At 61.9% G+C, this 23850-nt stretch carries 20 protein-coding genes and 1 tRNA gene; 10 read left to right on the top strand and 11 right to left on the bottom strand.

All coding sequences use genetic code 11. From position 1 onward, the window contains the following. Position 1: 1 nt before the first annotated feature. Positions 2-2317, top strand: a complete 2316-nt coding sequence (locus JF616_14480; GenBank protein ID MBW8888957.1) for an MMPL family transporter — start codon at positions 2-4, stop codon at positions 2315-2317. 19 nt (positions 2318-2336) lie between these two features. Here the strand turns inward: JF616_14480 and JF616_14475 are convergent, their stop codons facing one another. The 4 genes from JF616_14475 to JF616_14460 form a co-directional block, all read right to left on the bottom strand. Further along, a complete protein-coding gene (locus tag JF616_14475) occupies positions 2337-3896 on the bottom strand; it encodes a hypothetical protein (GenBank protein MBW8888956.1) in 1560 nt (519 codons plus the stop codon). A 331-nt stretch (positions 3897-4227) separates the two neighbouring features. Beyond that, positions 4228-4304, bottom strand: a tRNA-Met gene (locus tag JF616_14470). 70 nt (positions 4305-4374) lie between these two features. Next, the gene (locus JF616_14465; protein ID MBW8888955.1) at positions 4375-7116 is read right to left on the bottom strand and encodes a PQQ-dependent sugar dehydrogenase; all 2742 of its coding nucleotides are present in this window, start codon (positions 7114-7116) and stop codon (positions 4375-4377) included. Between the two features lie 362 nt (positions 7117-7478). Next, positions 7479-9860, bottom strand: coding sequence for an RNA-binding transcriptional accessory protein (locus JF616_14460; GenBank protein ID MBW8888954.1), 2382 nt, complete (start codon positions 9858-9860; stop codon positions 7479-7481). Positions 9861-10163: 303 nt separating this feature from the next. Between JF616_14460 and JF616_14455 the strand changes: the two genes are divergently transcribed. Continuing rightward, positions 10164-11021, top strand: coding sequence for an RNA polymerase sigma factor RpoD/SigA (locus JF616_14455; GenBank protein ID MBW8888953.1), 858 nt, complete (start codon positions 10164-10166; stop codon positions 11019-11021). A 203-nt stretch (positions 11022-11224) separates the two neighbouring features. Here the strand turns inward: JF616_14455 and JF616_14450 are convergent, their stop codons facing one another. Next, a complete protein-coding gene (locus tag JF616_14450) occupies positions 11225-12022 on the bottom strand; it encodes a hypothetical protein (GenBank protein MBW8888952.1) in 798 nt (265 codons plus the stop codon). Positions 12023-12072: 50 nt separating this feature from the next. Further along, positions 12073-12939, bottom strand: coding sequence for a pirin family protein (locus JF616_14445; GenBank protein ID MBW8888951.1), 867 nt, complete (start codon positions 12937-12939; stop codon positions 12073-12075). Between the two features lie 130 nt (positions 12940-13069). Here JF616_14445 and JF616_14440 point away from each other — a divergent pair, with 130 nt between their 5' ends. Together JF616_14440 and JF616_14435 are read left to right on the top strand one after the other, a co-directional pair. Further along, positions 13070-14512, top strand: a complete 1443-nt coding sequence (locus JF616_14440) for a bifunctional heptose 7-phosphate kinase/heptose 1-phosphate adenyltransferase (protein MBW8888950.1) — start codon at positions 13070-13072, stop codon at positions 14510-14512. Beyond that, the gene (locus tag JF616_14435) at positions 14509-14982 is read left to right on the top strand and encodes a hypothetical protein (protein MBW8888949.1); all 474 of its coding nucleotides are present in this window, start codon (positions 14509-14511) and stop codon (positions 14980-14982) included. Before JF616_14440 ends, JF616_14435 begins: the two co-directional genes overlap by 4 nt. A 17-nt stretch (positions 14983-14999) precedes the next feature. Here the strand turns inward: JF616_14435 and JF616_14430 are convergent, their stop codons facing one another. From JF616_14430 to rpmH, 5 genes are all read right to left on the bottom strand, one after another. Continuing rightward, positions 15000-16388 carry a tRNA modification GTPase gene (locus tag JF616_14430; GenBank protein MBW8888948.1) on the bottom strand — a complete coding sequence of 463 codons (1389 nt, stop codon included), beginning with the start codon at positions 16386-16388 and terminating at the stop codon, positions 15000-15002. Between the two features lie 83 nt (positions 16389-16471). Next, positions 16472-18247 carry a membrane protein insertase YidC gene (gene yidC / locus JF616_14425; protein MBW8888947.1) on the bottom strand — a complete coding sequence of 592 codons (1776 nt, stop codon included), beginning with the start codon at positions 18245-18247 and terminating at the stop codon, positions 16472-16474. Beyond that, positions 18244-18549, bottom strand: coding sequence for a membrane protein insertion efficiency factor YidD (yidD, locus tag JF616_14420; GenBank protein MBW8888946.1), 306 nt, complete (start codon positions 18547-18549; stop codon positions 18244-18246). The genes yidC and yidD overlap by 4 nt, the downstream gene beginning before the upstream one ends. Then, on the bottom strand, positions 18546-18932 hold the full coding sequence (locus JF616_14415) for a ribonuclease P protein component (protein MBW8888945.1): 387 nt from the start codon (positions 18930-18932) through the stop codon (positions 18546-18548). Before JF616_14415 ends, yidD begins: the two co-directional genes overlap by 4 nt. Before the next feature lie 30 nt (positions 18933-18962). Further along, positions 18963-19124 carry a 50S ribosomal protein L34 gene (gene rpmH, locus JF616_14410; GenBank protein ID MBW8888944.1) on the bottom strand — a complete coding sequence of 54 codons (162 nt, stop codon included), beginning with the start codon at positions 19122-19124 and terminating at the stop codon, positions 18963-18965. Positions 19125-19272: 148 nt separating this feature from the next. On the opposite strand from rpmH, the gene JF616_14405 reads away from it, so the two are divergent. The 6 genes from JF616_14405 (at position 19273) to JF616_14380 (ending at position 23773) form a co-directional block, all read left to right on the top strand. Further along, a complete protein-coding gene (locus JF616_14405) occupies positions 19273-20178 on the top strand; it encodes a lysophospholipid acyltransferase family protein (protein ID MBW8888943.1) in 906 nt (301 codons plus the stop codon). Positions 20179-20250: 72 nt separating this feature from the next. After that, positions 20251-20850: a 16S rRNA (guanine(527)-N(7))-methyltransferase RsmG gene (gene rsmG / locus JF616_14400; protein MBW8888942.1), complete on the top strand. Its 600-nt coding sequence runs from the start codon at positions 20251-20253 to the stop codon at positions 20848-20850. Beyond that, complete coding sequence (locus tag JF616_14395) at positions 20847-21626, top strand: ParA family protein (GenBank protein MBW8888941.1); 780 nt, start codon at positions 20847-20849, stop codon at positions 21624-21626. Before rsmG ends, JF616_14395 begins: the two co-directional genes overlap by 4 nt. After that, positions 21619-22473, top strand: a complete 855-nt coding sequence (locus JF616_14390; protein ID MBW8888940.1) for a ParB/RepB/Spo0J family partition protein — start codon at positions 21619-21621, stop codon at positions 22471-22473. The genes JF616_14395 and JF616_14390 overlap by 8 nt, the downstream gene beginning before the upstream one ends. Positions 22474-22532: 59 nt before the next feature. After that, a complete protein-coding gene (locus JF616_14385; GenBank protein MBW8888939.1) occupies positions 22533-23420 on the top strand; it encodes a M23 family metallopeptidase in 888 nt (295 codons plus the stop codon). An 8-nt stretch (positions 23421-23428) separates the two neighbouring features. Further along, positions 23429-23773: a polymer-forming cytoskeletal protein gene (locus JF616_14380; protein MBW8888938.1), complete on the top strand. Its 345-nt coding sequence runs from the start codon at positions 23429-23431 to the stop codon at positions 23771-23773. The last annotated feature ends 77 nt before the right edge of the window (positions 23774-23850 follow it).

Raw genomic sequence — 23850 nt, 5'->3', positions numbered from 1 at the left:
AGTGATCGATCGGCTGTTCGCGTTCGTAGCCGCCTTGTCATTGCGGAAGCCCTGGCTCACCCTCGCGGCCTGGGCCTGCTTGCTCATTCTCGCCTTGCCGGCCGCGCGGCGCGCGCCCTCGCTTTTGCAAAGCGGTTCCGGGGACATCGCCGGTAGCGCGTCCCTGCGGGCCGACCGGCTTCTACGCGCCGACTTTCCTACGCCCTATTCGCAACTGCTCATCCTGGCATTGCGCGGGGGCCGGACGGCGGAATGGGATTCCTCATCCTTGCTGCCAAAGCTCACCCAAGCGTTCACCCGCCTTCCGGATGTGGCCGCCGCGCAGGCTTCCCCCGATGTCCTGGATCCGCGCCTGCGTCCGGCTCCCGGCTCGGGGGCCGTTGTCATGATCGGGATCAAGGCCGCCTCCGTACACGAAGCCGAACAGGCCATCCCCAAGGTTAGGGCCGCGGCGGAAGCGATCCTCGCTCCGGCCCGATCGGCGGACCCGGGGCTGGAATGGGCCGTCACCGGGCGCTCGGCCCTGACCTACGACCTCAACCTGTTCAACGCCAAGGACGTCTCCCGTGCCGAAACGCGCGTGTTACCCCTGACCTTGATCATCCTTCTGCTGGCCTTCGGTTCCCTGGCCGCGGCCGGCGCCCCTTTGCTAATCGGGATTTTCACCACCGCCCTGAGCTTGGCGGCCCTGGGCGTGCTGGCCAGGCACATGCCCTTGTCCAACCTGGCTCAGAACATTTCCGGCATGATCGGCATGGCCGTAGGCATCGACTACAGCCTCCTTATCATCCATCGCTATCGCGAAATCCTGCCGACGCTTCCGGCCGCCGAGCCTTCGCCGGACGCCGCGGCCGTTTCGGACGCCACGGCCGTTTCGGACGCCACGGCCGTTTCGGACGCCAGCCTCGCGAGGCGGAAGCGAGCCATGGCCGCGGCGATAGCCACGGCGGGCAAGGCCGTCTTCTATAGCGGGCTCACGGTGCTGATCGGCTTGGGAGGCCTGTTGTTCACCCCCCTCATGGAAACCCGATCCATCGGATGGGGCGGCTGCGCGGTGGTGCTGGCTTCCGTGGCTTGCGCCCTCACCTTCCTTCCCGCCGCGCTCGTGCTCCTGGGACCCGCCTTGGATTGGCCGGCCGCCTGGTCCCGCCGCTTCACCGCCACCGCCCGGGGCGGCGGCTGGGAACGCTGGTCCGGCTGGGTGATGCGCCGCGCCCCCTTCTGCGCCTTGGCGGGCGCGGCCCTGATCGCCGCGATGGCTTGGCCGGGCCGGCTGACCCGCTTCGGATTTCCCGAAGAGGCGTTCCTTCCGGCCGAACTGGAATTCATGCGCGGGCTGCGCATGCTCGAAGACATGCGGTTGGGGGGATTGATCGCCCCGGTGAACGTGATCCTCACCGCCGGCGACGCCATCCTGACGCCGGGCCGCATCCCGGACTTGCTGGCCTTCTCCTCGCGCCTGCGCTCCGATTCCGCCGTGGCCCGCATCTTCGGCCCCGTGGACCTGGCCGATCATTGGCCGCCGGAAAAATACCGGAAGCTCTATGCCGATCCGGCCGCGGCCTTGGAAAGGATTCCCGCCATCGGGGATTTCTTCCTGAGCCGGGACGGGCGATCCCTGCTCATGCAAATCATCTATAAGCCCGGGGTGGGCCTGGAAGACGCCAAACGCCTGGCCCGGGACATCCCGGACCGGATGCGGGTCCCGGGATTGCGCTTGGAGATTGGCGGACAAGCCGTCTACTACAATGACTTCGATAAGGCCATGCGCTCGGCCTATCTTCCCACCATCGCCTTCGTGCTGGTGGTCAGCTTCGCCGCCCTGCTGCTCTTCTTCGGTTCCCCTTTGGTCGCGATCAAGGCCTTGATCTTGAACGGCCTTTCCGTGTTGGCCGGCTACGGGGTGGTGGTGTTCGTTTTCCAACTCGGCCATGGCCATGCGTTGTTCGGGACGCCCGGTCCTTCCCTGGTGGTCCCCCTGACCATTCCGCTTCTGCTCTTCTGCATCCTCTTCGGCCTGAGTATGGACTATGAGGTTTTCCTCATCAGCCGCATACGCGAGGCGTACGCCGCCCACGGCGACAATTCCCGCGCCGTCTCCGAAGGCCTGGCGGCCACCGGGCCCATCATCACCAACGCCGCCCTCATCATGGCGGCCGTATTCGGGGCCTTCGCGTTCGCCCGGGTGGTGGTCGCGCAAATGCTCGGGCTGGGTCTGGCGGTGGCGGTGCTGGTGGATGCCACCCTCATCCGCGTTCTGCTCCTGCCGGCATTGATGAAATTGGCCGGGCGTTGGAATTGGTGGCCGCGCCTCTGACCTTCCCGCGGCCTTGGCCTTATTCGCCGCGGAACACGCGTTCTTCGAAAGAACGCTGCCCGGCCGCGACGAACTTCACAAGCACCATTCCGGCCGGCCCGGGGCGCATGGCCACCGTGCGCCTTCCCGCTCCCTTGCCCGAGTAGGACCCTAGCAGCGCGCCATCCGCGTCGTACGCGGCGAGGGTGTACTCCCCGGCTTCACGGATCTCCGCCGTCAAGGCATTCCGGCCCAGGCTCAACCCGCGATACGGTTTTTCCCCGGCCCGCGCCGCCCTCACCCCGATCACGGAAGGCGTGTATTTCCCGACGAAGGTGATCACGCTCATGCCCGGGATGGACCAGCTGAACCCGTCCCCGGAAACGGTAACGGGATCGCGGGCGGTCAGCTTCACCGCATCCGAGGTTTCCCACGGCGTTACCGTGGGCACGCTAACGCCGCTCAAGACGAACTTCTGGGTCACCGCCGCCGAGGTTTCGTTGAAGGCGACGATGGCCAAGGTTCCGGAGGAATCGTTGCGGTAGGCGGTTACGCTGATCCCGGCGGTGGGGGCATCGGTTGCCGTTATGCGGAAGGATCCGGGCCGCACGAAGCGGCTATAGTTCCCCATCACGTAGCCCCGCTGGCAGATGTGCCCCTTCATCATTAACCCGTTCGAGGCCGTGCCGGTCTCGCCATCCGCGGGAATGATCCACCACACGTGGTATGCGCTCACGGGCCCGTTTACGATGTCCTGATGCATTTCCTTCGCCAGCGGGATCCCGCCCTTCATGGATTCGTCGCCGGCGTAATTGTCCATGCCGTGCTCCGTCTCCCACAGCTCTTTGCCCTTGTCCGCCACCAATTTATACGGCCAGCCCGTGCCGGTCGGCCCGCTGCCGTATTGGTGGGAGGCGATCACGTCCAAGTATTTCACGGCGTTGGCATCGTTGAGCAAAGCGTCTCCGAAGGGCTTGAGCGCCCCGAAGTTGATGACTTCGGGGGCAATGACCCGCGTCTTTACTCCCGCCTTCTCCAGGGTGGGTCCCAGGTATTGGCCAACGAAAGTGGTCATTTGCGCGGCGGTATAGATGCAGGACTCGTAGGTGGCCGTCCAGTTCGGCTCGTTCTGCGCCGAGATCCATCTCAGGGGCGTTCCCTGGGAATCCATCTTCTTGGCCAAGGCGGCCAATTTATCGGCCCAATCCTGGTAATGGGAGGGCAGCAGGGATCCGCCATTATTGACGTCGTTGTTGTCCTTGTAATTGGCGGCCGGCGACCAAGGCGCCCCCCAAAGCGTGGCCCCCAGGGCATACGCCTTCTTGGCGATGGAGAGCTCTCCCGAGCCGATGGTTCCGTCGCCATTGATGTGCATGCGCACCAGGCTTAATCCGCATCCCTGGGTGGTGGAAAAGAGCCGGGTGATGAGCGAATCCGTGAGCCCGTTCTTCCATGCCGTCGATCCGCCGAACCCGGACATGTGCTGCAGGAGGCTATTGAATTGGACGGTGCAATCGCCGGCCGCGGCGTAAGTGACCAGGCTCGCCAAAACCAACGCCATTCCCCGCGACAACGCCTTCCTGGGCGATGTAAATCGCATACCACCTCCATTTGCGGACTTATACGGAACGCGGTTCGGCAATCCGTTCCCGCCAACCCATGGGGATAGTAAGGGCGCCAGGAGTACAAAACAAGCGGAGAATCGGTACTTTTTCGGCGTTCCCGGCCATGAGAAGCCGCCATTAAGACCCCTTAGGCACGATCGAACCCGCCAAAAACTCCGGGACTGGAACAAGTTCATCCGGGGGATGGAAATCCATCCTTTCAGACCGAGCAGCCATCTTGGTCGGCTCTAGAGGAATTCATGGCCGGGACCGGGGAGAGAAGAGTGAAAAGGAGAGGAGGGTGGGATTAAAAAAGGAGGCCGGAAATGGTAGCGGGTCAGGGATTTGAACCCCGGACAAAAGGATTATGATTCCTCTGCTCTAACCAACTGAGCTAACCCGCCCCGAATTCCGCTTCGGCCTGGCCAGGGAAGGAAAAGTAATAATTATTCGATGCCGGAGGCCGGCGGGAATTCAGCGCGCCGGCCGCCCTCGCGCATCGAACCACTGCTCCGCCCATTTCTCCGCATCCTTATCCACCCGTCCCGGCCGCGTAGCCAGGCCGAAGGCCCGCACCTTGCGGGCCCGCTCCCGATCCGGAACGACCGCCACGGGCACCGCGAATACGTACTTCCGCACGGGGCCGAAACCGCTCGTATGCCCCTTAAGATCGAAGGCCGCTACGCGCACGAAGAGATCGATTCCCTTAGCCAGCGCCGCGCGGTCCCCATCGTTCAGGCGATCGGAGGAAAGGCTATCGCGGGCCAGGGCCGATTGCGTCAGCGCCGAATCGCGATAGGCGGCGACCCGGAAGCGCAAGGAGGCCGTATCCAAATCCGGATCCCGCTGTCCTTCCCAACCCCAAAGGAAAGGCTCCCCTGTCGCAACCGCGCCCGGCGCGTGCAGGCACGCGGGAGGAAGCGCTACGTTGGTGACCGTGAAATCGAAGGATTGCGTGGCCGAAGCGCCGCCGGGATCGGTCACCCGCGCGACCAAGTGATGAACTCCCGCGGCCAGGTAGCCGGGCTTGTAATTAAAGCGCGCCGTGCCCGCCGCGGGCGTACCCCCATCGAGGATCCATGCGTAAGCGAGGCTATCGCCGTCGGGATCGTGGGCGACGATCCGGAGCGAGGCGCTGTCCCCTTCGGCGAGGGACGTATTATTCGTAAAAGAGGAATCGACCAGGGGCGCGTGGTTGGTGTGGTTGACGGTGATGGAGACGAGTAGGGAATCGGCCTGTATCCCGTCGCTCACGACCACCCGGAAGGTCGTATTCCCGTCGGATGCGCCCGGGGTGCCACGCGCCGAGGCGCCTGTCGCCGTAATCCACGCGGGTGGGGATCGGAAGGTGAAGGTCAGCGCGTTCCCGTCGGAGTCGACGGCTGCGGCGACATAGAGAAATTCCGATCCCTCGGTGGCCATCACGCTGGCGGGGGAAGTGAGATGCGGGGGCCGGTGATTCACCTTGATAGAGACCTGTTGCGAATCGGCCAGGGCCCCGTCGCTCGCGACGACCCAGAAGGCGGCGTTCCCGTCGGCGGCATGCGGCGTGCCCCGCGCGGTCGCGCCCGACGCAGCCATCCACGCGGGCAAGGACCGAAACGCGTAGGTTACGGTGTTCCCGTCCGAGTCGGACGCGGCGGCCGTGTATACCAGTTCCGTTCCCGCGTTGATCGTCGCGCTCGTCGCCGAGCTGAGATGCGGGGCCCGATTGGCGGCGATGGCCAGGTTCAAGGTTTTCGCGACGCTATGCCCGGCCGCGTCGGAAACCGTGAGTTCCAGGTCGACGGATGCGGCGGCGGCGGAAGGCTTCCCCGAGATGCGGGTCCCCGAGACGGCGAGGCCCGCGGGAAGCGCCCCCGCCGTTACCGTAAACGTATAAGGCGGGGTGCCTCCGCTCGCCTGCAAGGTGGCCGAGTAGTCGCTGTTGGCCCGGCCCGCCGGTAGAGACGAGGTGGTGAACGCCAAGGGAACGCTGACGGTATCGGGCAGCAGGGCCGGATTGTCGAGCAAGTAGATTTCGCTCTCATCGTCCGACGAGTTGCCGTAACCCACCGCGTATAGACGGCCCTTCGAGTCGGCGGTCAGGTGGGAAATGCGCCGGGGCGCCGTGCCCAGCTTAACGGTTCCGGTAGGTCCGGAACCGTCCATCGTCATCGCGAAAACGCTTCCGGACACGTGATCGGCGTAGATGTATTGCCCGTATACGGGCGAAGCCGCGTTGCCGCGGAAGATCATCCCGCCGATGATATCGGACATCGAAATGCCTCCGTCGTGGACGATCTGGTAATACGGCGGCAGGGCGTTGGGGCAACCGGACGCGGAACCGGAATTGCCTTCCTGGCACGGCCAGCCGTAATTGCCGCCCTTCGCAACGCGATCGATCTCCTCATAGGTATTCTCGCCCACTTCGCCGACCCAGAGATCGGAACCGTCGAAAGAGAAGCGCCAAGGATTCCGGAAGCCCAGGGCCCAAATCTCCTTGCGCAGCCCGGCCTTGGTCCCCGCATAGAAAGGGTTATCGGCCGGGATGTGGTAAGCGAGACCGGGATCGGAAGAGTTGACGTCTATCCGGATGATCTTGCCCAGGAAGGATGTGGAATCCTGGGCCGGGGTCTGTTGCAGATTATCGCCGAAGCCGGCATAGAGATAGCCGTCCGGGCCGAAGGCCAGGCATCCGCCGTTATGCTGGCCGTAATTGTTGGAGGAACCTCGCGCCACTTGCAGCAGGGTCCGCGGCGCATCGCCTCCGTCCTGGGAAAAATCGGCGGCGGCTTTGCGCTCTTGGATCACCGAATACCTTGCGCCCGAAATTAGGGGCGTGTAGAAGAGGTAATAGAGCCGGTTCGATGCGAAGTCGGGATGGAAAGCCAAGGATAGCACCCCGGCCTCTTGGGTCTCCTGCCATATCCCGCCGAGGGTAAGGAAGATGCTGCGGGTCCAATGCCCCTGATTATCCTTCGCGACCTTCCACACATGCGCGCTATCCACGTCCCAGGATGCGAAAGATCCGCGTTCGACCACCAGGAAGGTTCCCGCCTGGCCGGGCATTTCCCCCATCCATGTGATCCGGGTAAAACGACCTGCGGCGGAATCGGTGCCCATGATCTTGGTAAAGGTGATGTTGGTAGGAAGTGCGGCTTGAGGCCGGGCCATTCCGAGCGCCCAAAGGGTCAGGGTCAGGAACCAAGCCAACCTGAGCCACCCCGTGGACATCGGACTTGCCGGATGCCCTGCCTGGACCTTAAGGTTTCCGTACTCCACCCGTTCCCCCAAAGCCTTTACGATGGCCGGTTTCTCCGGCGATCCGACGGCCCTATTGTACCAAACATTCCATTTTCCCGGCCATCCTATGGCCGTTTATAGGAATGCCCTGCCGATTTCCCGAAGCGCGAGACTAGGAAACTTGGTTCCTGTAAATTCCGCCGTTGTACCGGCTGACGGGTAAAATCCCTAAAAAAGCGAAACCAAGGCGCCGGCCGCCGGCCGGCCCCCACGATTGGGCTGGCTGGCCCGATCGTAGGGATTAGCCCGGCTGCAACGGCCTGGGAGGCCGCCTAGCGACCGCGCCGGCCGCCTTAGCGCCCCGACCTCATCAACTGCTTCAGCGAAAACGCCAGCTTGACGTTGTTCTGCTTCTGCTTCGAATCGGAGCCGAACTTGTCCTTGAGCTGATCCACGGTCGCATGCGGCTTGCGCGGGCCCTTGCCCTGGCCGCCGAAGCCTTGGCCCCCGGGACCCTTCTGGCCGCCGGGTCCCTGACCGGGCTTCCCGCCCTGGCCTCTCGGAGCGCCTTTGCTCTCCGGCTTGACCGCCGACTCCTTCTTCATGGACAGGGAGATGCGCTTCTGCTGCACGTCCACGTCCAGCACACGCACGTTAACGATCTGGCCGGCGGTCAGGACCTTCTTGGCGTCATCGACGAACTTGTCCGCGATCTCGGAGATGTGGACCAAGCCGTCCTGATGGACGCCGATGTCGATGAAGGCGCCGAAGTTGGTCACGTTGGTCACCACGCCTTCCAGCCACATGTCCTTCTGCAGATCCTTCATGTCCTGGATCTTGGCGTCGAAGCGGGCGTACTTGAATTCGGCGCGCGGATCGCGGGCCGGCTTCTCGAGCTCGGCGGTGATATCGAGCAGGGTGGGCAAACCCACTTCCTCGGTCACGTACTTGTTCAGATCGATTTTCTTGATCTGCTCGCCGTTGCCGATGATCTCGCGCACCTGGGCGCCGATGTCTTCCACGATCTTCTTCACCAGCTCATAACGCTCGGGATGCACCGCCGAAGCGTCCAACACGTTCTCCGAACCTTGCACTCGCAAGAATCCGGCCGCCTGCTCGAAGGCCTTCGGTCCGAACAAGGGCACCTTCACCAGGCCCGACCGCGAAGTGAACGGGCCGTTGGCATTGCGGAACTCCACGATGTTCTTGGCGAGGCTCTTGTTCACGCCGGCCACGTAGGCGAGCAACGCTTCCGAAGCGCTGTTGACGTCCACGCCCACGCTGTTCACGCACGATTCCACCACCTGCTCCAGCTTGCGCTTGAGCTCGTTCTGGTTCACGTCGTGCTGGTATTGGCCCACGCCGATGGCCTTGGGCTCGATCTTCACCAATTCGGCCAGCGGATCCTGGATGCGGCGCGCGATGGAAGCGGCGCTGCGGATGGTGGCGTCCAGATCGGGGAACTCCTTGCCGGCCAAGGGCGAGGTGGAATACACCGATGCGCCCGCCTCGGAAACGACCACCTTGATGGGCGGGTTTTCCAAGGTCTTGATGGCATTGCCGATGAACTCATCCGTTTCCCGCGAAGCCGTGCCGTTGCCGATGGCGATCACGTCCACCTTGAACGATTCGATCATGGCCAAGAGGATGGTCTGCGAAGCCTCGATCTCCTTCTGAGGCGGCATGGGATGGATGGTGCGATGCTCCAGCAGCTTGCCGGTGGCGTCGATAACGGCCAGCTTGACTCCGGTGCGGAAGCCGGGATCCACGCCCATGACGACCTTGGGGCCCGCCGGGGCTGCCAAGAGGACGTCGCGCAGGTTCTTTTGGAACACCGCGAAGGCTTCATTGTCGGCGCGTTCCTTCAACGCCAACCGGACTTCGGTTTCGATCGCCGGCTTCAAGAGGCGATCGAAGGCGTCCTTCACCATCTTTTCCAGCTCGACCTTGAAAGGCGAGGAGGGCTTGATGGCCTTGGCCGAAAGGAGGCCCAGGCACTTCGCGTCGTCCAACACCAACTCCGTCTTGAGGACTTCTTCCTTCTCGCCGCGGCGCATGGCCAGGATGCGGTGCGAAGGCAGCGCGCTCACCTTCTCGCTGAAGTTGTAATACATCTCGAACTTGGTACGCTTGCCTTCGTGCTCCTTGCGCACCTTGCTCGTATACAAGCCCGTCTTCATCGCCATCTCGCGGATCTGCCCGCGTATGGCCGCGTCTTCCGACAACTCTTCCGCCAGGATATCCAATGCGCCCTGCAAGGCCGCGGCCGCATCGGCCACCTGCACTTCGGGATTCGCGTAGGCGGCGGCCAGCATCTCCGGGGTTTGTCCGGCGCCGAGCGCTTCCTGCGCTTGGATGATTCGCGCCAACGGCTCCAGGCCCGCTTCCTTGGCGGCCATGGCGCGCGTGCGGCGCTTCGGCTTGTACGGCAGGTAGAGATCTTCCAACTCCGTTTTCGAAACGGTGGTTTCGATCTTCGCCTTCAAATCCGGCGTAAGCTTCCCTTGCGTCTCGATGCTTTTCAGGATCGATTCTTTCCGATCGGCCAGTTCCTTGAAATAGGTGTACCGCTCTTCGATCAGGCGCAGCTGGTTCTCGTCCAGGGACCCGGTCACTTCCTTGCGGTAGCGGGTGATGAAAGGCACCGTCGACCCCTGGTCGAACAAGGCAAGCGTATTGCGGACCTGCTCGGGCCGGATTTTGGTTTCATTCGCGATCAGTTCGACAAAGGACACGTGCGACTCCCGGTAAAAAAGCGGGGAAGGGCCCTGGTTTGCAACGGGTTACCTTCCATAGCCGGGCCAAAGGCCCGGCGAGGCAGGGAAAAGTAGGAATTTGCCCGGGTGCCTGGAGCGGAATCGGACGGTGTCGCCGAAGCCGTCGCATTCGCGCGATTTCCACCTAGAAACTGCCGATATTAAGAGGATTTCGCAGGAAATTGGCTGTTCAAACAAATACCCGTGTATGACACAACCGTGACAAAACGCTTCCGGGTCGGGGGTATTATTGAAACAGCAAACTCAACTAAGGAATATGCCATGACTCACCAATCGGTGGAATCTTGGGAGGGAGCTTCGCTCTACTACCAATATATCAAGGACATCTCCAAGTACCCACTCCTGAAGAAGGACGAGGAGATCGAAGTCCTGAAGAAAATCCAGGCGGGGGATCAGCGCGCGATCCATAAGCTGGTTTGCGCCAACCTGAAATTCGTCATCAACGTGGCCTTCATGTACAAGAACCAGGGCTTTTCCCTGCCCGAGCTCATCAATGAAGGCAATATCGGCCTCATCGAGGCGGCCAAGCGCTTCGACGTGAACCGCAAGCTGAAGTTCATCTCCTACGCCGTCTGGTGGATCCGCCAGGCCATCACCCGCGCCATCGCGGAACGGGCCCGTATGGTCCGCATCTCGGCCGAAAAGGAACTGATCCTGCGCCGGTTCAGCAAGTACAACGTCCCCATGCGCCAAGTGGTCGGGGGTGGCACCCAGATCGACACCGACGCCTTGGGCGGCAAGATGGGCTACAGCGGCCGCCAGATCGAGAAGATCATGGAGATGGGACTGCGCCACGCTTCGCTGGACGAGCAGATCAACGGCGAAGAAGGCTCGACCATCATGGACGTCATCGAGGACACCCATACCGAGGCCCCGGACGTGCGGACCACCGTGTCGTCGCGGCAGCAGTTCGTCTCCCGCATGCTGCATAAGCTGAACGATCAGGAACGTACCGTGTTGTCGATGTACTTCGGCATCAACTACCACGAGGCCCTCAACCTCGAGGAGATCGGCGAGATCATCGGGCTGTCCAAGGAGCGCGTGCGCCAGATCAAGGAAAAGGGCCTGGCCAACCTGCGCAGCATGGAAGACGCCCAGGAGCTTGCCGTAGCCGGATAAGCAGCGAACCCGTTAATCCAAAAGCCGTGATGCGGAGTTCGCCCTCCGCGGAACGGTCAAAAGAGGCCCCTTTCTCCCGGGGCCTCTTTTTTTTGATCCCTGAGAAGGGAGTTCCCTTTGAAAAGCGACGAGCGTTGAGTTTGCCGCAGGCAAACTCAGGAGCGGGGAGTGTCCGAAGCCAGTCAGGTCGCCTCGCTATAGGATTATCGGGAGACGGCGGAAGCGGCGGGGAACAGAATGAGATCGGGCCCATGCGAGGGTCGGCCTAAGGCATCCCGCCAGGGGATAGCGGCGGTTCCCGGGGAGCCGAGTCCGAAGAGGGAGAGCCGCCTAGGAGACGGCCTAAGAATCGAAACCGCTTCATCCGTAGCGGTGAATCTGGTATAGCCGTAATCGCCGTTCTCCTGCTCGTTGAATCCCATGCCCGGACGCCCCGTCGCGTATACCGAGTCAATGGCCTGGCCCATCATTACCCCGTTCTTATAAGCGGTGATAACGTGGCCCACCATGGTGGCCTTGACCACGTCGCCCGCTTTCACCTGGTATTGCGAACCGTTGATATTGGCGAGGTAGGTGAAGTCGCCCAGCGGACCGTTCCACCGAACGATGATCAGGTAGGCGTTAGGCGCGATAGAGAACGTGATCTCATAACCGTTGCAGGCATGGGGGGACAAGGTCGATCGCAAGCGCAACTCAACCTCGGGGTAGTTATGTGGGTCGCCCGTCCAGACCGTGCCTTCGGCGGATTGATCCGAACCCCAGGTTCCCGCCAATAGAGCGGTGGCATCGGCATAACGCGCGGGCCCGGGATGCGGATGGGTCTTGCCCAAGGTTGTCGAGATGTCCCCCCAATCGAGGCCGTCCTTGGCCCCATTGAGCCACGCGCCGCTTTCGGAGATGGGGGCTTCGCTAGCGGGGAAGACCGTCGTATAGGAACGGCCGAAGGCTGCGGTGGCCAGGGCGGCAAGAAACGCCGCGGGCAGGATCTCCGAAGGCCGCATTCCGGAAAGGATAAGTATTTATCCCCGGCGAAGCCTCGCGGCGATCGGATTCACTCCAAGCGACCGAATTTCCCTGACTGGAAATCCTCCACCGCCTGGTAGATCTCTTCTTGCGTGTTCATCACGAAGGGTCCATAGGCGGCGATCGGCTCGTCGATGGGCGCGCCGCTCAGGACCAGCAGCCGGCTATCCGCCGTCGCCTTCACCGTGACGCCTTCCCCATCGTTCCCGAAGAGGGCGAAATGATTGGCCGGCACCGAGCGGCCATTCGCTTCCACCGCGCCTTCGATCACCAGCAAGCCCGTATTGTGGTTCGACGGAAATTCCAAATCCCAAGCAGCGCCGGTCGCCAAGCGCGCCTTGTACAGTTGCACCGGGGTGTGCGTCTTGGCGGGACCCTTGGCACCGCGGTACTCGCCCGCCACCACTTCAACCCTGCCCTGCCCATCCGGCAAATCATACGCGCCCATGTCGGCCTGCTTGATCTCCTGGTAACGGGGAGCCGTCATCTTATCGCGCGCGGGCAGGTTCACCCACAATTGCACCATCTGCATGAATCCGCCGGAGCGGGCGAATTCCTTCTCATGGTATTCCTTATGCAAGATGCCGGAGCCCGCCGTCATCCATTGCACATCGCCTTCGCCGATGATGCCGCTGTTGCCCGCGCTGTCATGATGGGCCACGCGGCCGTGGAACGCGAGGGTCACCGTCTCGAAGCCGCGATGCGGATGCGCGCCGACCCCGCGCGGGGTTTCGCTCGGGGGAATACGGGTCTTGGGGCCGTAGTCCATCAGGAAGAAAGGACTCATGCGGGTCATCCCCAATCGGCCGGGGAAAAAGTTATGCACCTTGAAGCCGTCCCCCACCATATGGGCCGGAGGCGGCGCGATTACGGATTCGACAGATTTGCTTTTCATAATCTTAATATACGTTATAACGACTTCTGTAACAACAGTTATGTGAAGGGGGTGTCCTCAGGGTGGCCGCGCATTCTACAATTAAGCCGGATTGCCGTTACGTTCGTTATTCCTGGAGCCGGGTTACACCATGGAAACCGCCGAATTATTGTCCCGCTTTCCGTCCCGGAGCGTTTTGGTCCTCGGCGACGTGTTTCTGGACGAGTTCGTGAGCGGCGATTGCTCCCGCCTTTCCCCCGAGGCACCGGTGCCCGTACTCAAGGTGGACGAGGCCCGCACCCGCCGCGTTCTGGGCGGCGCCGCCAACACCGCCGCCAATGTCGCTTCCCTCGGGGCCAAAGCCGTACTGATCGGCATTTCCGGGGACGACTGGCATGGCCGGCAATTCGAGATCCTGGCGGAAACCTTGGGCATCGCCTACGAGCGGGTACAGGACGGAAGGCCCACCATGCGCAAGACGCGTTTGGTGGGACAAGGCCAACAACTCTTGCGACTCGATTACGAAGAGACCCCGAGCGCCGGGCCGGTGGCTTCGGCGGCCATTCTCACCGCCTTCCGCAGACACCTGCCAGGGGCGGGTATGGTGGTGTTGTCCGATTACGCCAAAGGATTCCTGACCCGGGAAACGACGCAAGCCATCCTGCGCGAAGCGCATGCCGCCGGCAAGGAAGTGCTTATCGATCCGCGTCCGCAGCACGCGGACTACTACGTGGGTTGCGATTACATCACGCCGAATTGGAAAGAGTCGCAAGGGCTCTTGGGCCAGGCCGAATGCGATCCCACCGACGGGCTTATCGTGGAGAACGGCCTGGCGCTGCGGCAGCGCTTGGGCGCGCACGTGATCCTGACCTTGGGCGCGCGCGGCATCACCTTTTTCGATCGGGAGACGGGTTCGCATTTCAACTTGCCGACCCAGGCGCGCGAGGTGTTCGACGTGAGCGGCGCGGGCGATACCGTGGTGGCCACCTTCGCGCTGGCGCGCGCGGCAGGCGCGGGACTCGAGGATGCGGTGCGCATCGCCAACAAGGCGGCCGGCGTGGTGGTGGGCAAGTTCGGCACGGCCACGGTGACGCGCGAAGAATTGCTGGAGGGCGAACGGGGGAACACCCACTTGGTCGCGCGGGGGAAACTCTCGGAGTTGTCCCAACGCCTGAAAGCGGAAGGCAAGCGCGTCGTAACCATCAACGGATCATTCGACGTGTTGCATGCCGGCCACTTGCATATCCTGGAGGAGGCCAAGGCCCAAGGCGACGTACTCATCGTCGGGCTCAATAGCGACGTTTCGGTGAAGGCCTACAAGGGCGGAAACCGGCCCATCGTTCCCGAGGCGGAACGGGCCCGTATGCTCCTCGCCTTGCGGGCCGTGGACTTCGTGCATATCTTCGATGAGAGCGAGCCCATGCCCTTCCTGGCCGAGATCAAACCGCACGTGCACGTGAACGGGTCCGAATACGGACCTGACTGCATCGAAGCGCCGTCGGTGAAGGCCCACGGGGGACGCATCCACATCGTAGGGAAAATCCCGGGACTCTCCACATCCGATCTGCTCGCGCGCATCCGCGCTTCGGCATGAGCGGCGAAAAGCCCGGCGGCCCGTCCGGAAACCCGGCGACCCGCTTTTTCGTCCGCATCTACCGCGAATTCCCCTCCGCCCCGGATCCGGCCGATGCAACGACCGCCGCGGCTGGCGGGGGCGATGAGGAGTCGGGCAAGTTCGTGATCCTTCGCCGCCGGGAAGAAATCCATCTTGTGCTATCGCCGGTGGCCTTCACCCCCTATCATGCCGACATCGTGCGCCAGTATCTCCAGGTCGAAGGCCGCGGCCGGGTCGAAGGCGCATCCGCATCGGGCTGCCGCATCCTATCGCCGGAATGGACCGTGCACGGGGGCGGGCATTACGTCATCCAGCATTGGCTGCATCATTTGCGGCTTCATGGGAAATCCTCCGGCTTCGGGCGCTACGAGGCGGCGAGGCTGACGCCCTTCCTGGACGGGATTCCCGAGAGCTTGGGGTTGGAGGGTTATACGCTGGAACTCGAGTGATCCCGGAAATCCGCGGATTACTTCCCGATGCAAAATCCGGCGAAGATGCGGCCCAGCACTTCGTCGGGAGCGATCTCTCCCAGCAGTTCCCTTAGATGGCCGGCCGCTTCGCGGATCTCGAAGGCGAGGATCTCGATGGCCGGCTTGCGGCGTAAACTTGCCAGACCCGCGTCTACCCGATCGCGGGCGGCCATGACCGCGCGGAATTGCCGCTCGGTCGTGAGGAGGGGATCTTCCCCGGTGCCGCGGCCTCGGAAGGCGGCCGCTTCCAACCGGGTTCGCAGGGCCTCCAAGCCATCGCCGGTCGGGCTGGAAACGGAAAGCGCATCGGGCAGGGGATGGAAACCCGGTAAATCGGCCTTGGTGCGCACGCGCAGGTCCACGGCATTGCGGGCCGGCGCTTCGGCCGCTTCGCCTCCGATGGATTCCATGCCCGGCAAGGGCGCCGGGACGGCTTCGCGCGTACCGTCCTCCACCCATACCCGTACGTCCGCCTCGCCCCATTGGCGACGCGTCCTTTCCATGGCCATGGCGTCCAGGTCGTCCACGGGACGGCCCAAACCCGCCGTGTCCACCAGTTGCACGCGGCCCCCGGGTAACGTCAACGTTACCTCCACCCAATCCCGGGTGGTCCCGGGGACGGCGGAAACCATCAGGCGATCCTCGCGCACCAGGGCGTTGACCAGGCTGGACTTGCCCGCGTTGGGCGCGCCCAGGATGGCCACCCGCGGCGCGCGGCCCAGCCCCCGCCCTTTTTCGAAGCCGGCTGCCAGGTCGTCCAATCGGCGGCGCATCGCTTCCAGGCGCGGGACCCAGGAGCCGTAATCCGGGTCGGCCTCTTCCTCGGAAAAATCCACGTCCAACTCCAGCCTAACGGAAAGGTCCACCAACCCCTCCCGCAAGGCCTTGAGCGGCGCGCTCAAGGCGCCCTCCGCCACCCGTCGCGCGTTGCGCAAGGCTTCCACCGTTTCGGCATGGATGAGTTGGCCGACGGCTTCGGCTTGAAGCAAATCGATCTTGCCCTGCTCGAAGGCCCGCCGGGTGAATTCCCCCGGCGCCGCGGGACGCACGCCCGCTATCGAGCTCAGGACGGCGAGGATCCTACCGATGAGGAGCGGATTGCCATGGGGATAAATCTCCAGGACGTCTTCGCCGGTGGCGCTGGCGGGAGCGGAAAAGAAAACGAAGTTCAGGCGGTCGAGGATTTCCCCGGGGACGACGGCTAATGAATGGGAACCGGACCCGGTCGACGGGACCCGGAAGGGGCCGTGATAGACATGGCGCGGCAAGGGGTCGGGCCGGCCCAGGCAGGCGGCGGCCACGGTGCGGCAGGCGGGCCCCGAGAGGCGAAGTACGGCCAGCCCGGAAGTGCCGGGCGGGGTGGAGCAGGCGACGATTGTGTCCAAGTTAGGCTCCTCGCTCTGGAGTTTGCTCAGGCAAACTCCACGCTCGTCGCATTCATGGTTCCCCGCTCGCCGCGTTCATCGGTTCAGGTCTTCGCCGGCTTGTTGCGGGTCGGTTTGGCGGGGGTCGTCACTACCGCCGCGCCGGCGGGCCGCAAACGGTTGGTGTAAAAGTAAGTCTGGCCGATGGTGAAGAGGTTGGAGACCGTCCAGTAAAGCACGAGGCCCGACGGGAAGGAGCACGAGAAGACGAACATCATGACCGGCATCATCCAAACCATCATCTTCTGGTTCGGATCCTTGACGGACATCTTCATCTGGAAGAACATGCTGGCGGCCATGAAGAAAGGCAGGATGGTCACGCCCAAGGGAAAGAGGTAAGGAAGCTTCAGCGCGTCGTAGACCACGTCCGGCCGGGCCAGGTCATGGACCCAACCGAAGAAAGGAGCCCCTTTCAATTCCACCGAACGGCCCAGCACGTTGAAGAGGGAGATGAAGATCGGCATCTGCAGGAACACCGGGAAGCAGCCCATCACCCCGGACAAGGGATTCACGCCTTCCTTCTTGTAGTATTCCATGATCTCGAGATTGGCCTTCTGGGGGTTGCCCTTATGCTTTTCACGGATCTTCGAGATGGCGGGCATGTGCTGTTGCATCTTCACGCCTTGCTTGGTCTGCGCGATGGTCAAGGGGAAGGTCAGGGTCCGCACCAGCAAGGTGAGGAGGATGATGGCCAGGCCGTAATTATGCACGAACCCATTGAAGAACTTCAGGGTATGCAGCACCAGCCCGCACAGGGCCGGATACCATATGTCGGCGCGGAAGAAGGATTCGTAGCCGCTGAAGATGATCTTCTCGTAGTTCTGATGGTAGGCCAGCAGCTGATCATAGGACAAGGGCAGGATCAGGAAATCGAAGTCCAAGGTCTTGTCCTCGACATTGCTCGCCGAGATCAGCAGCTCGTAATCGTGGGGATAGCTCTTGTCCTCATTCTCGGCCACCCTCCCCTTCGCCACCACCTTGTTGTTGGTCTCGTGATTGAAGTTGATCACCCCGGCCACGTATTTGCGGCGCAGGCCCGCCCATTTCAGCACCCCGCTCTCGGCGTTCAGGACCTTATCGCCCACGAAGGCGGTCCGCTCCACGTTCACGCCATTGTCGTAGATAAGCTCGCTGAAGTAGCCGCTCATGAGCCCTACGCCCTTGCCATGCACGATGTTTTCCGTTTCGGACAGGCCCGCGTTCCAACCCAGGGAATACGATCCGAGCGGTGTCGAGGATTCCAAATGCTGGACGATCTTCGCGCTGTCGGGATAGAAGGTGAAGCTGCGATCCAAGGTCCGCTTCCCGTCCGGCGCGATCAGCTTGAAGTGCACGGTGGCCGGCGCCTGGCGCGCATCCAGCACGCTATCCTTCGTATCCGGGATCCATAATTGCCGCGTCAAGTCCTGGTTGTCCACCGTCAGGGTCAAGGCGCCGCCATCCCCCTGGATGATATCCGGGTTCAATGGCTTGTGCCCGGCCAACTCCTTCAAGGTCACCTTGGCGAGGCGCGCGCCTTGGTTATCCACGGTCACCGTGAAACGATTGGTCTCCACGATCAACATCGTATGCGCCACTGCCGAAGCGGCGGCGGCTTTTCCTGAGTCGGAGAGTGCACCGTTCTGCGCGGGCGTACGCGCCGCGCGCACCGCCGAATCGGCAGCCGCGGCAGCGAGGGTCTTGGCCTTTTCCAGGGAGTCGGTCTTTTGCTGCGCCGACTTCTGCGCCTGCTCCTTGGAATGCTGTCTCTGCTGATAGCCGGTCCACAGGAGCATCAGCCCCAACAGCAGGATCCAGCCCACGATCGTGTTCTTATTCAAGAGAGTCTCCTCAGTGATATTCGGGGACGACGCGAAGGCCAAGCCCGGAAGGGCGTTGGCGGTCGGGCCGGTGGAACGGGATCGAATCCGCCGCGGGCTAAAGGCTGGCAGCGGAGGATACGCCAGGCCGCCAGGATCAGTCCCATGGCCAGGCCGCGGGTCTCGATGGCGTCATAAGCGTACTGGGAACACGTGGGATGGAAACGGCACACCCCGTGGAAGAAAGATCCATGCAAAGCCTGGTAAGCGCGTATCAAGATCAGGAAAGGCGTTTGCGCCACGCGGGCCGCGGCTCCGCTCATTTGCCCTCCGCGATGGCGGCGAGCAGTTGCCGGGCTTGGGATCGCATTTCCGTGCGGCTAAAGCGGGACGCCCGCTCCGGCACGTCGAAAACCACCCAGGTGCCTTCGGACAAGGAGGGAAGGGCCTCGAAGAAACATTGGCGGAGTATGCGGCGGATGGCGTTCCGAAGCGGCGCATTACCGCTACGCTTACGGATGATGAAACCTACCCGCGTGCGTTCCGGGGCGAGGCGCGCAAAACGCACCGTCAGCGGGGCGCTGCGGAGCGCCCTTCCGGTTTCGAAAACCCGCTTATACATCTGGGGCGTGCGGAGCCTGCGCTCGCGAGGAGGCAGATGCTCCGGTTGATCCGGATCAGGAGACGGGGTCGGGCGTGCAGGCACGTTAACTCCCCCGCTCCCGGGACGGAAGAATCAAATGTCCTTGTACGCCATCCCGTCGCTCACCGTCAGGCGATGGCGACCCTTGGCCCGGCGGCGCGCCAAGACATCGCGGCCATCCTTGGTCGCCATGCGGGCACGGAAACCGTGCTTGTTCACGCGTTTACGATTACGGGGCTGGAACGTTCTCTTCATACTGGAAATCCGATTTTAAGATGAGGGGATCAATTTAGCTTTCATCCTGTTGCCAGATCAAGGGTTAGACTCGATCGTGAAATACCCATGCTTAGAGTCCCTCATCGGATGGAGACTCGGCTGCGGCCGGATTCTGTTAGGGACTCTTATGAAGCCGCAAAGCCTCTATCTCCGGATTTTAGCCCTTCCCTTGGGCCTTCTCCTATATATAGGGGGATGGAAAAGGAGGATTCTGCGCGAGAATGTACAGCGCTGCGGCATTCGGCAGCCCTTCTTTCGCTTGCGCTTCTGCACCCATGCCGCCCTCGATTTCGTCCGATTGACGCATGGCCGCTATGGCCAGACCATTCGCACTCGACCTCAGGATGCCGAAAAACTAAAAAAGCTCAAGTCCGCACCCGCAGTATTTCTGACCGCCCACTTCCATCATTGGGAGCTGATGGGGGCCTGGATGACCGCTCAAGGGATTGGATTACTCAGTGCGGCGCGGCCAATGGCCCATCAATATGCGCAACGGCTTCTCATCCGGATGAGAAGCCGTCTCGGCCTGGCAACCGTCTCCGATCGGATTCCTCGCAGGGCGCTTCACCACCTGGAGCACGGCGGTTGTTTTGGAATGCTCTGGGATCAGCGCGCCCAAGCCTCTTCTGTCCGCGCCGCATTTTTCGATCAGCCTTTGGGGGTCGATCCCCTACCCCTCTTCCTCCTCCGGCATCGGTCGGTTGAGGTTTGGTTCGGGACCCTGCTTCCCGATGGAACCTTCCGCCTTCTGCTCCTGGCGGCGCCAACCGCATCCCCCTCGGTCTCGCTTACTCCAGCTCGATTGGCCCGGCGCTACCATCGAGTCTTAGAGGTTCTGATCCGCATGCACCCCACATGGTGGTACGGTATGGCTCATCGTCGATTCCTGGAATCGCCGCCCTTAAAATCCCTTGCGGGTGTTTCACGTGAAACATCAGCAGGAACAGGAGATGGATGGCGTGAAAACAGCCGCACTGTTTCACGTGAAACCAAGATCTCGCCCGAATTGGAAAGCCGATCCGCGCCGCCATAATTCAGGTATGGAGGGTCCGAGATATCCTGAAGTCTTGAAATCCAAAAATCCCTTCGTACATTTACTTGCCCTATGGAAAATCTGCTCCAGGATCCGTCGAAATTCGACGATAAAACCCTACAAAAACTCAGGGAAGTCGAACATTTCCTGCGGAAATGGAACAAGAACATCAATCTCGTAAGCGAGAAGGATGAGCCGACCGTTTGGGAAAGGCATATCGTGGACTCGGTCCAACTGATGCCCTTCTTCAAAGAGGTGAATAAGTTGGCGGATATGGGGAGCGGCGTGGGACTACCCGCGGTGCCCATCGCCATCGCCTGCCCGGACATCGATGTGTTCGCGGTCGAACCGAAACAGAAGCAAAGCGTTCTGATGCAAGAGCTGATCCGCGAGATCCGCATCCCCAACCTGCATGTGCTCAACGAGCGGGTCGAGAAGGTTTTTCTATCTCATATGGACGTGGTGTGCTGCCGCGCCTTCGGGGAGTTCACCAGGGATGCGCGACTCGCCTATAAGATGCTGAAGCCGGGCGGACTGTTCATGACCTTCAAGGCCTCGGAAGAGAACACCACCCCTCCCGGTTATGATAAGGTCGAAAACCACCCCTACCATCTCCCTGGCAATCCCCGGAAGTATTTCATCGTCATCGCATACAAAACGGGAGAGATGTGAGCCGTATAATCGCAGCCTGCAATCAGAAGGGCGGCGTAGGCAAAACCACCACCTGCGTAAACACCTCCTCGGCTCTGGCGGCCATGGAAAAAAAGGTGCTGTTGGTGGACATGGACCCTCAGGCGAATGCGACCCAAGGGTTGGGCTTCGATCCCAAGGAATTCGAAGAAGACATTTCCGATATCCTGGCCGAAGCGGATAAGGCGGTCACGGCGGACCAAGTTCGGCATTTCATCCGCCCCACCAGCATGCCCTTCCTCTCCATCCTGCCTTGTTCCCGATCCCTGGCGGGCCTGGAAGTGCAACTCATCACCCAGCCCATGCGGGAAAAACGCCTGACCCGGGTGCTGGAACAAATCCGCGGCGACTATGATTTCATCTTCATCGACTCGCCTCCCTCCCTGAGCATGCTGACCTTGAACGTTCTCACGGCCGCGGATACCGTGATGATTCCGATCCAATGCGAGTACTACGCCTTGCAGGGTCTGGCCGAACTCTTGAACACCATCCGCCTGGTGCAGCAGAATCTGAATCCGAAATTGTCCATCGAAGGCGCGCTGCTGACCATGTACGATAGCCGGTTGAACCTCTCCAAGCAGGTCGCCGAGGACGTGCAGAATACCTTTTCGGAAAAGGTGTTCAAGACCATCATCCCTCGCAGCGTGAAATTGTCCGAGGCCCCTTCTTTCGGTCAGCCCATCATCCTGTACGATGCCATGAGCATGGGCGCGATGCGCTATATGGAGTTGGCCAAGGAGATTCTGCAGAATGACTAGGAAGGCTTTGGGTAAGGGCCTGGAAGCCATTTTCGGCAACCTGGGCACCGAAGTCGTCAATCCCAAGACCGGCGGCGCGACCCTAGAAATTGAACTTTCCAAAATAACTCCAAATCCTTTCCAGCCGCGCACCGAGTTCGGTCCGGAAGAGATCGCGGAACTGGCGACCTCGATCCGCGAAAAAGGATTGCTCCAGCCCATCTTGCTGCGTAAGCACCACGATGGCTACCAGATCGTAGCCGGCGAACGCCGCTATCGCGCGGTGCAGAGCTTGGGCCAGAAAACCATCCCGGCCCTGGTGCGCGATCACCTTTCCGATCGCGACATGATGGAAATGGCCTTGATCGAGAACATCCAGCGGGTGCAGCTGAATGCCATCGAAGAGGCCATGGCCTACGAGCAGCTCATCAATACCTGCGGCATCACCCACGATGAGCTGGCCCAGAAGCTGGGGAAGAGCCGTTCGGCCATCACCAATACCTTGCGCTTGCTTAAACTCGAGAATCCCCTTTTGGAAATGATCCGGGAAGGGAAGCTGACGGCCGGGCACGGCCGCGCCCTGCTCCAGGCGGAACCGAATAAGCGCTTGAAACTGGCCCACAAAATTGTCGAGGATCATCTCAACGTGCGCAAAGCCGAGAAGTCGGGCACGAAACGGGATGCAACGAAATCGGGACGCAATCCGAACACCCAGGCCTTCCTGGAAAAACTGCAATTGTTGCTGGGCACCAAGGTGACCCTGCGCGGGAACGATGCCAAGGGCATACTGGAGATCCACTTCATGCAGCGCGGAGACCTGGAAGCTTTCGCCGAGATGATAGAACGGGCGCAATTGGCCCACGGCTGAACGAAGCCGCCCTCGCCGGACCGGACCTGAGCCCTTTCCCCCGCCCTTCGCCCCGACCCATGAATAAGAAGCGCTACATCACCATCCAAATCCTGCCCGACGATTCGAGCGCGGTCTGGACCATCAAGTTGCGCTATCGCTTTTTCGAGTTCCTTTTCTACGCCATCATCCTGGCCCTGTTCGCTACGGCCTTGGCCGCGGTCAAGATCACCGAGATCAACGGGAAAGTGTTCGCCGCCAACCATCTGGCCGTCATCAACCGCGAGCTCCGGCAGAGGCAGCAGAAGATGACCTTGCTGGAAAAGGAATTGGACCAGATGGCGGAACAGGAGCGGAAGATCCGCGGGATCCTCCAGACCTTCATCGCCGAAAAAGGGGCCGATACCACAGGCGACGGGAACGCGGGTACGCGCATGTCGGCGGCGGACATCGACAAGTTCATTTCGCAAGTGCGCGCCTTGGATCGCAAGCGCCGCGGCTCGGGAGCGTTCCCCGCGCGCGATCAGATTCCCGACATCTGGCCCACGGCCGGCATCATCAGCCAGAAGTTCAACGCCGGGTCGACTCCCGGCCAATCGGCGGCGGCCGGAGCGGCCGCATCCGAAGGCGCAGCCCCGGGGGAAGCGGTCGCTTCCGCGGAGGCGCGCCACGACGGCGTCGATATCATCGCCGAAGGCAACGCCCTGGTCGCGGCGGCGGCGGCGGGAATCGTGATCCAAGCAGGCCAAGACCGGGACTTGGGGCGCTTCGTGAAAATCGATCACGATCATGGCGTGCAAACCCTCTATGCGCATTTGTCCCGGAGCTTCGTGCAGGCGGGGGACCATGTGGAAAAAGGCGTTTCCATCGGCGCGGTGGGAAACACCGGCAATAGCTTCGGCCCGCACCTGCACTACGAGATCCTGATCAAAGGCAAAGCCGTAGACCCCGAACAATACCTGAAGTGAGGAAACCCATGTCCAAAAACATCGCCACCGTCCAGACCTTCATTTCCGAGGGCACCCAGATCCTGGGAGATGTCAAGGTGGAGCACGATTTGCGCGTGGACGGATTCCTGAAAGGGACCGTGGACGTGGGCGGGATGCTGATCCTGGGTCCGACGGGGAAAATCGAGGGCCAGGTCCAGGTGCGCTCGGCGACGGTGGCGGGGCAAATCCTGGGGAACCTGCATGCGCAGGAGAAAATAGTGCTCGAGCCCAAGTCGACCTTGGTCGGCGATCTCCAGACGCGGGAGTTGGTCATTAACGAGGGGGCGATGTTCCAAGGCAATTGCTCCATGCAGATGGATGAAAAGCGCTGACCCATCCGTCCCTGACGGGGACGATCCCGCTAAATCCAATCAATGGCTGGCCTTCCTCAATCTGGGTTGGCTCATCA

It is taken from the genome of Fibrobacterota bacterium (assembly GCA_019509785.1).
GTDB lineage: Bacteria > Fibrobacterota > Fibrobacteria > UBA11236 > UBA11236 > Chersky-265.
Note: the sequence above shows the minus strand (reverse complement) of the source record. Positions and strands in the feature narration are given on the sequence as shown.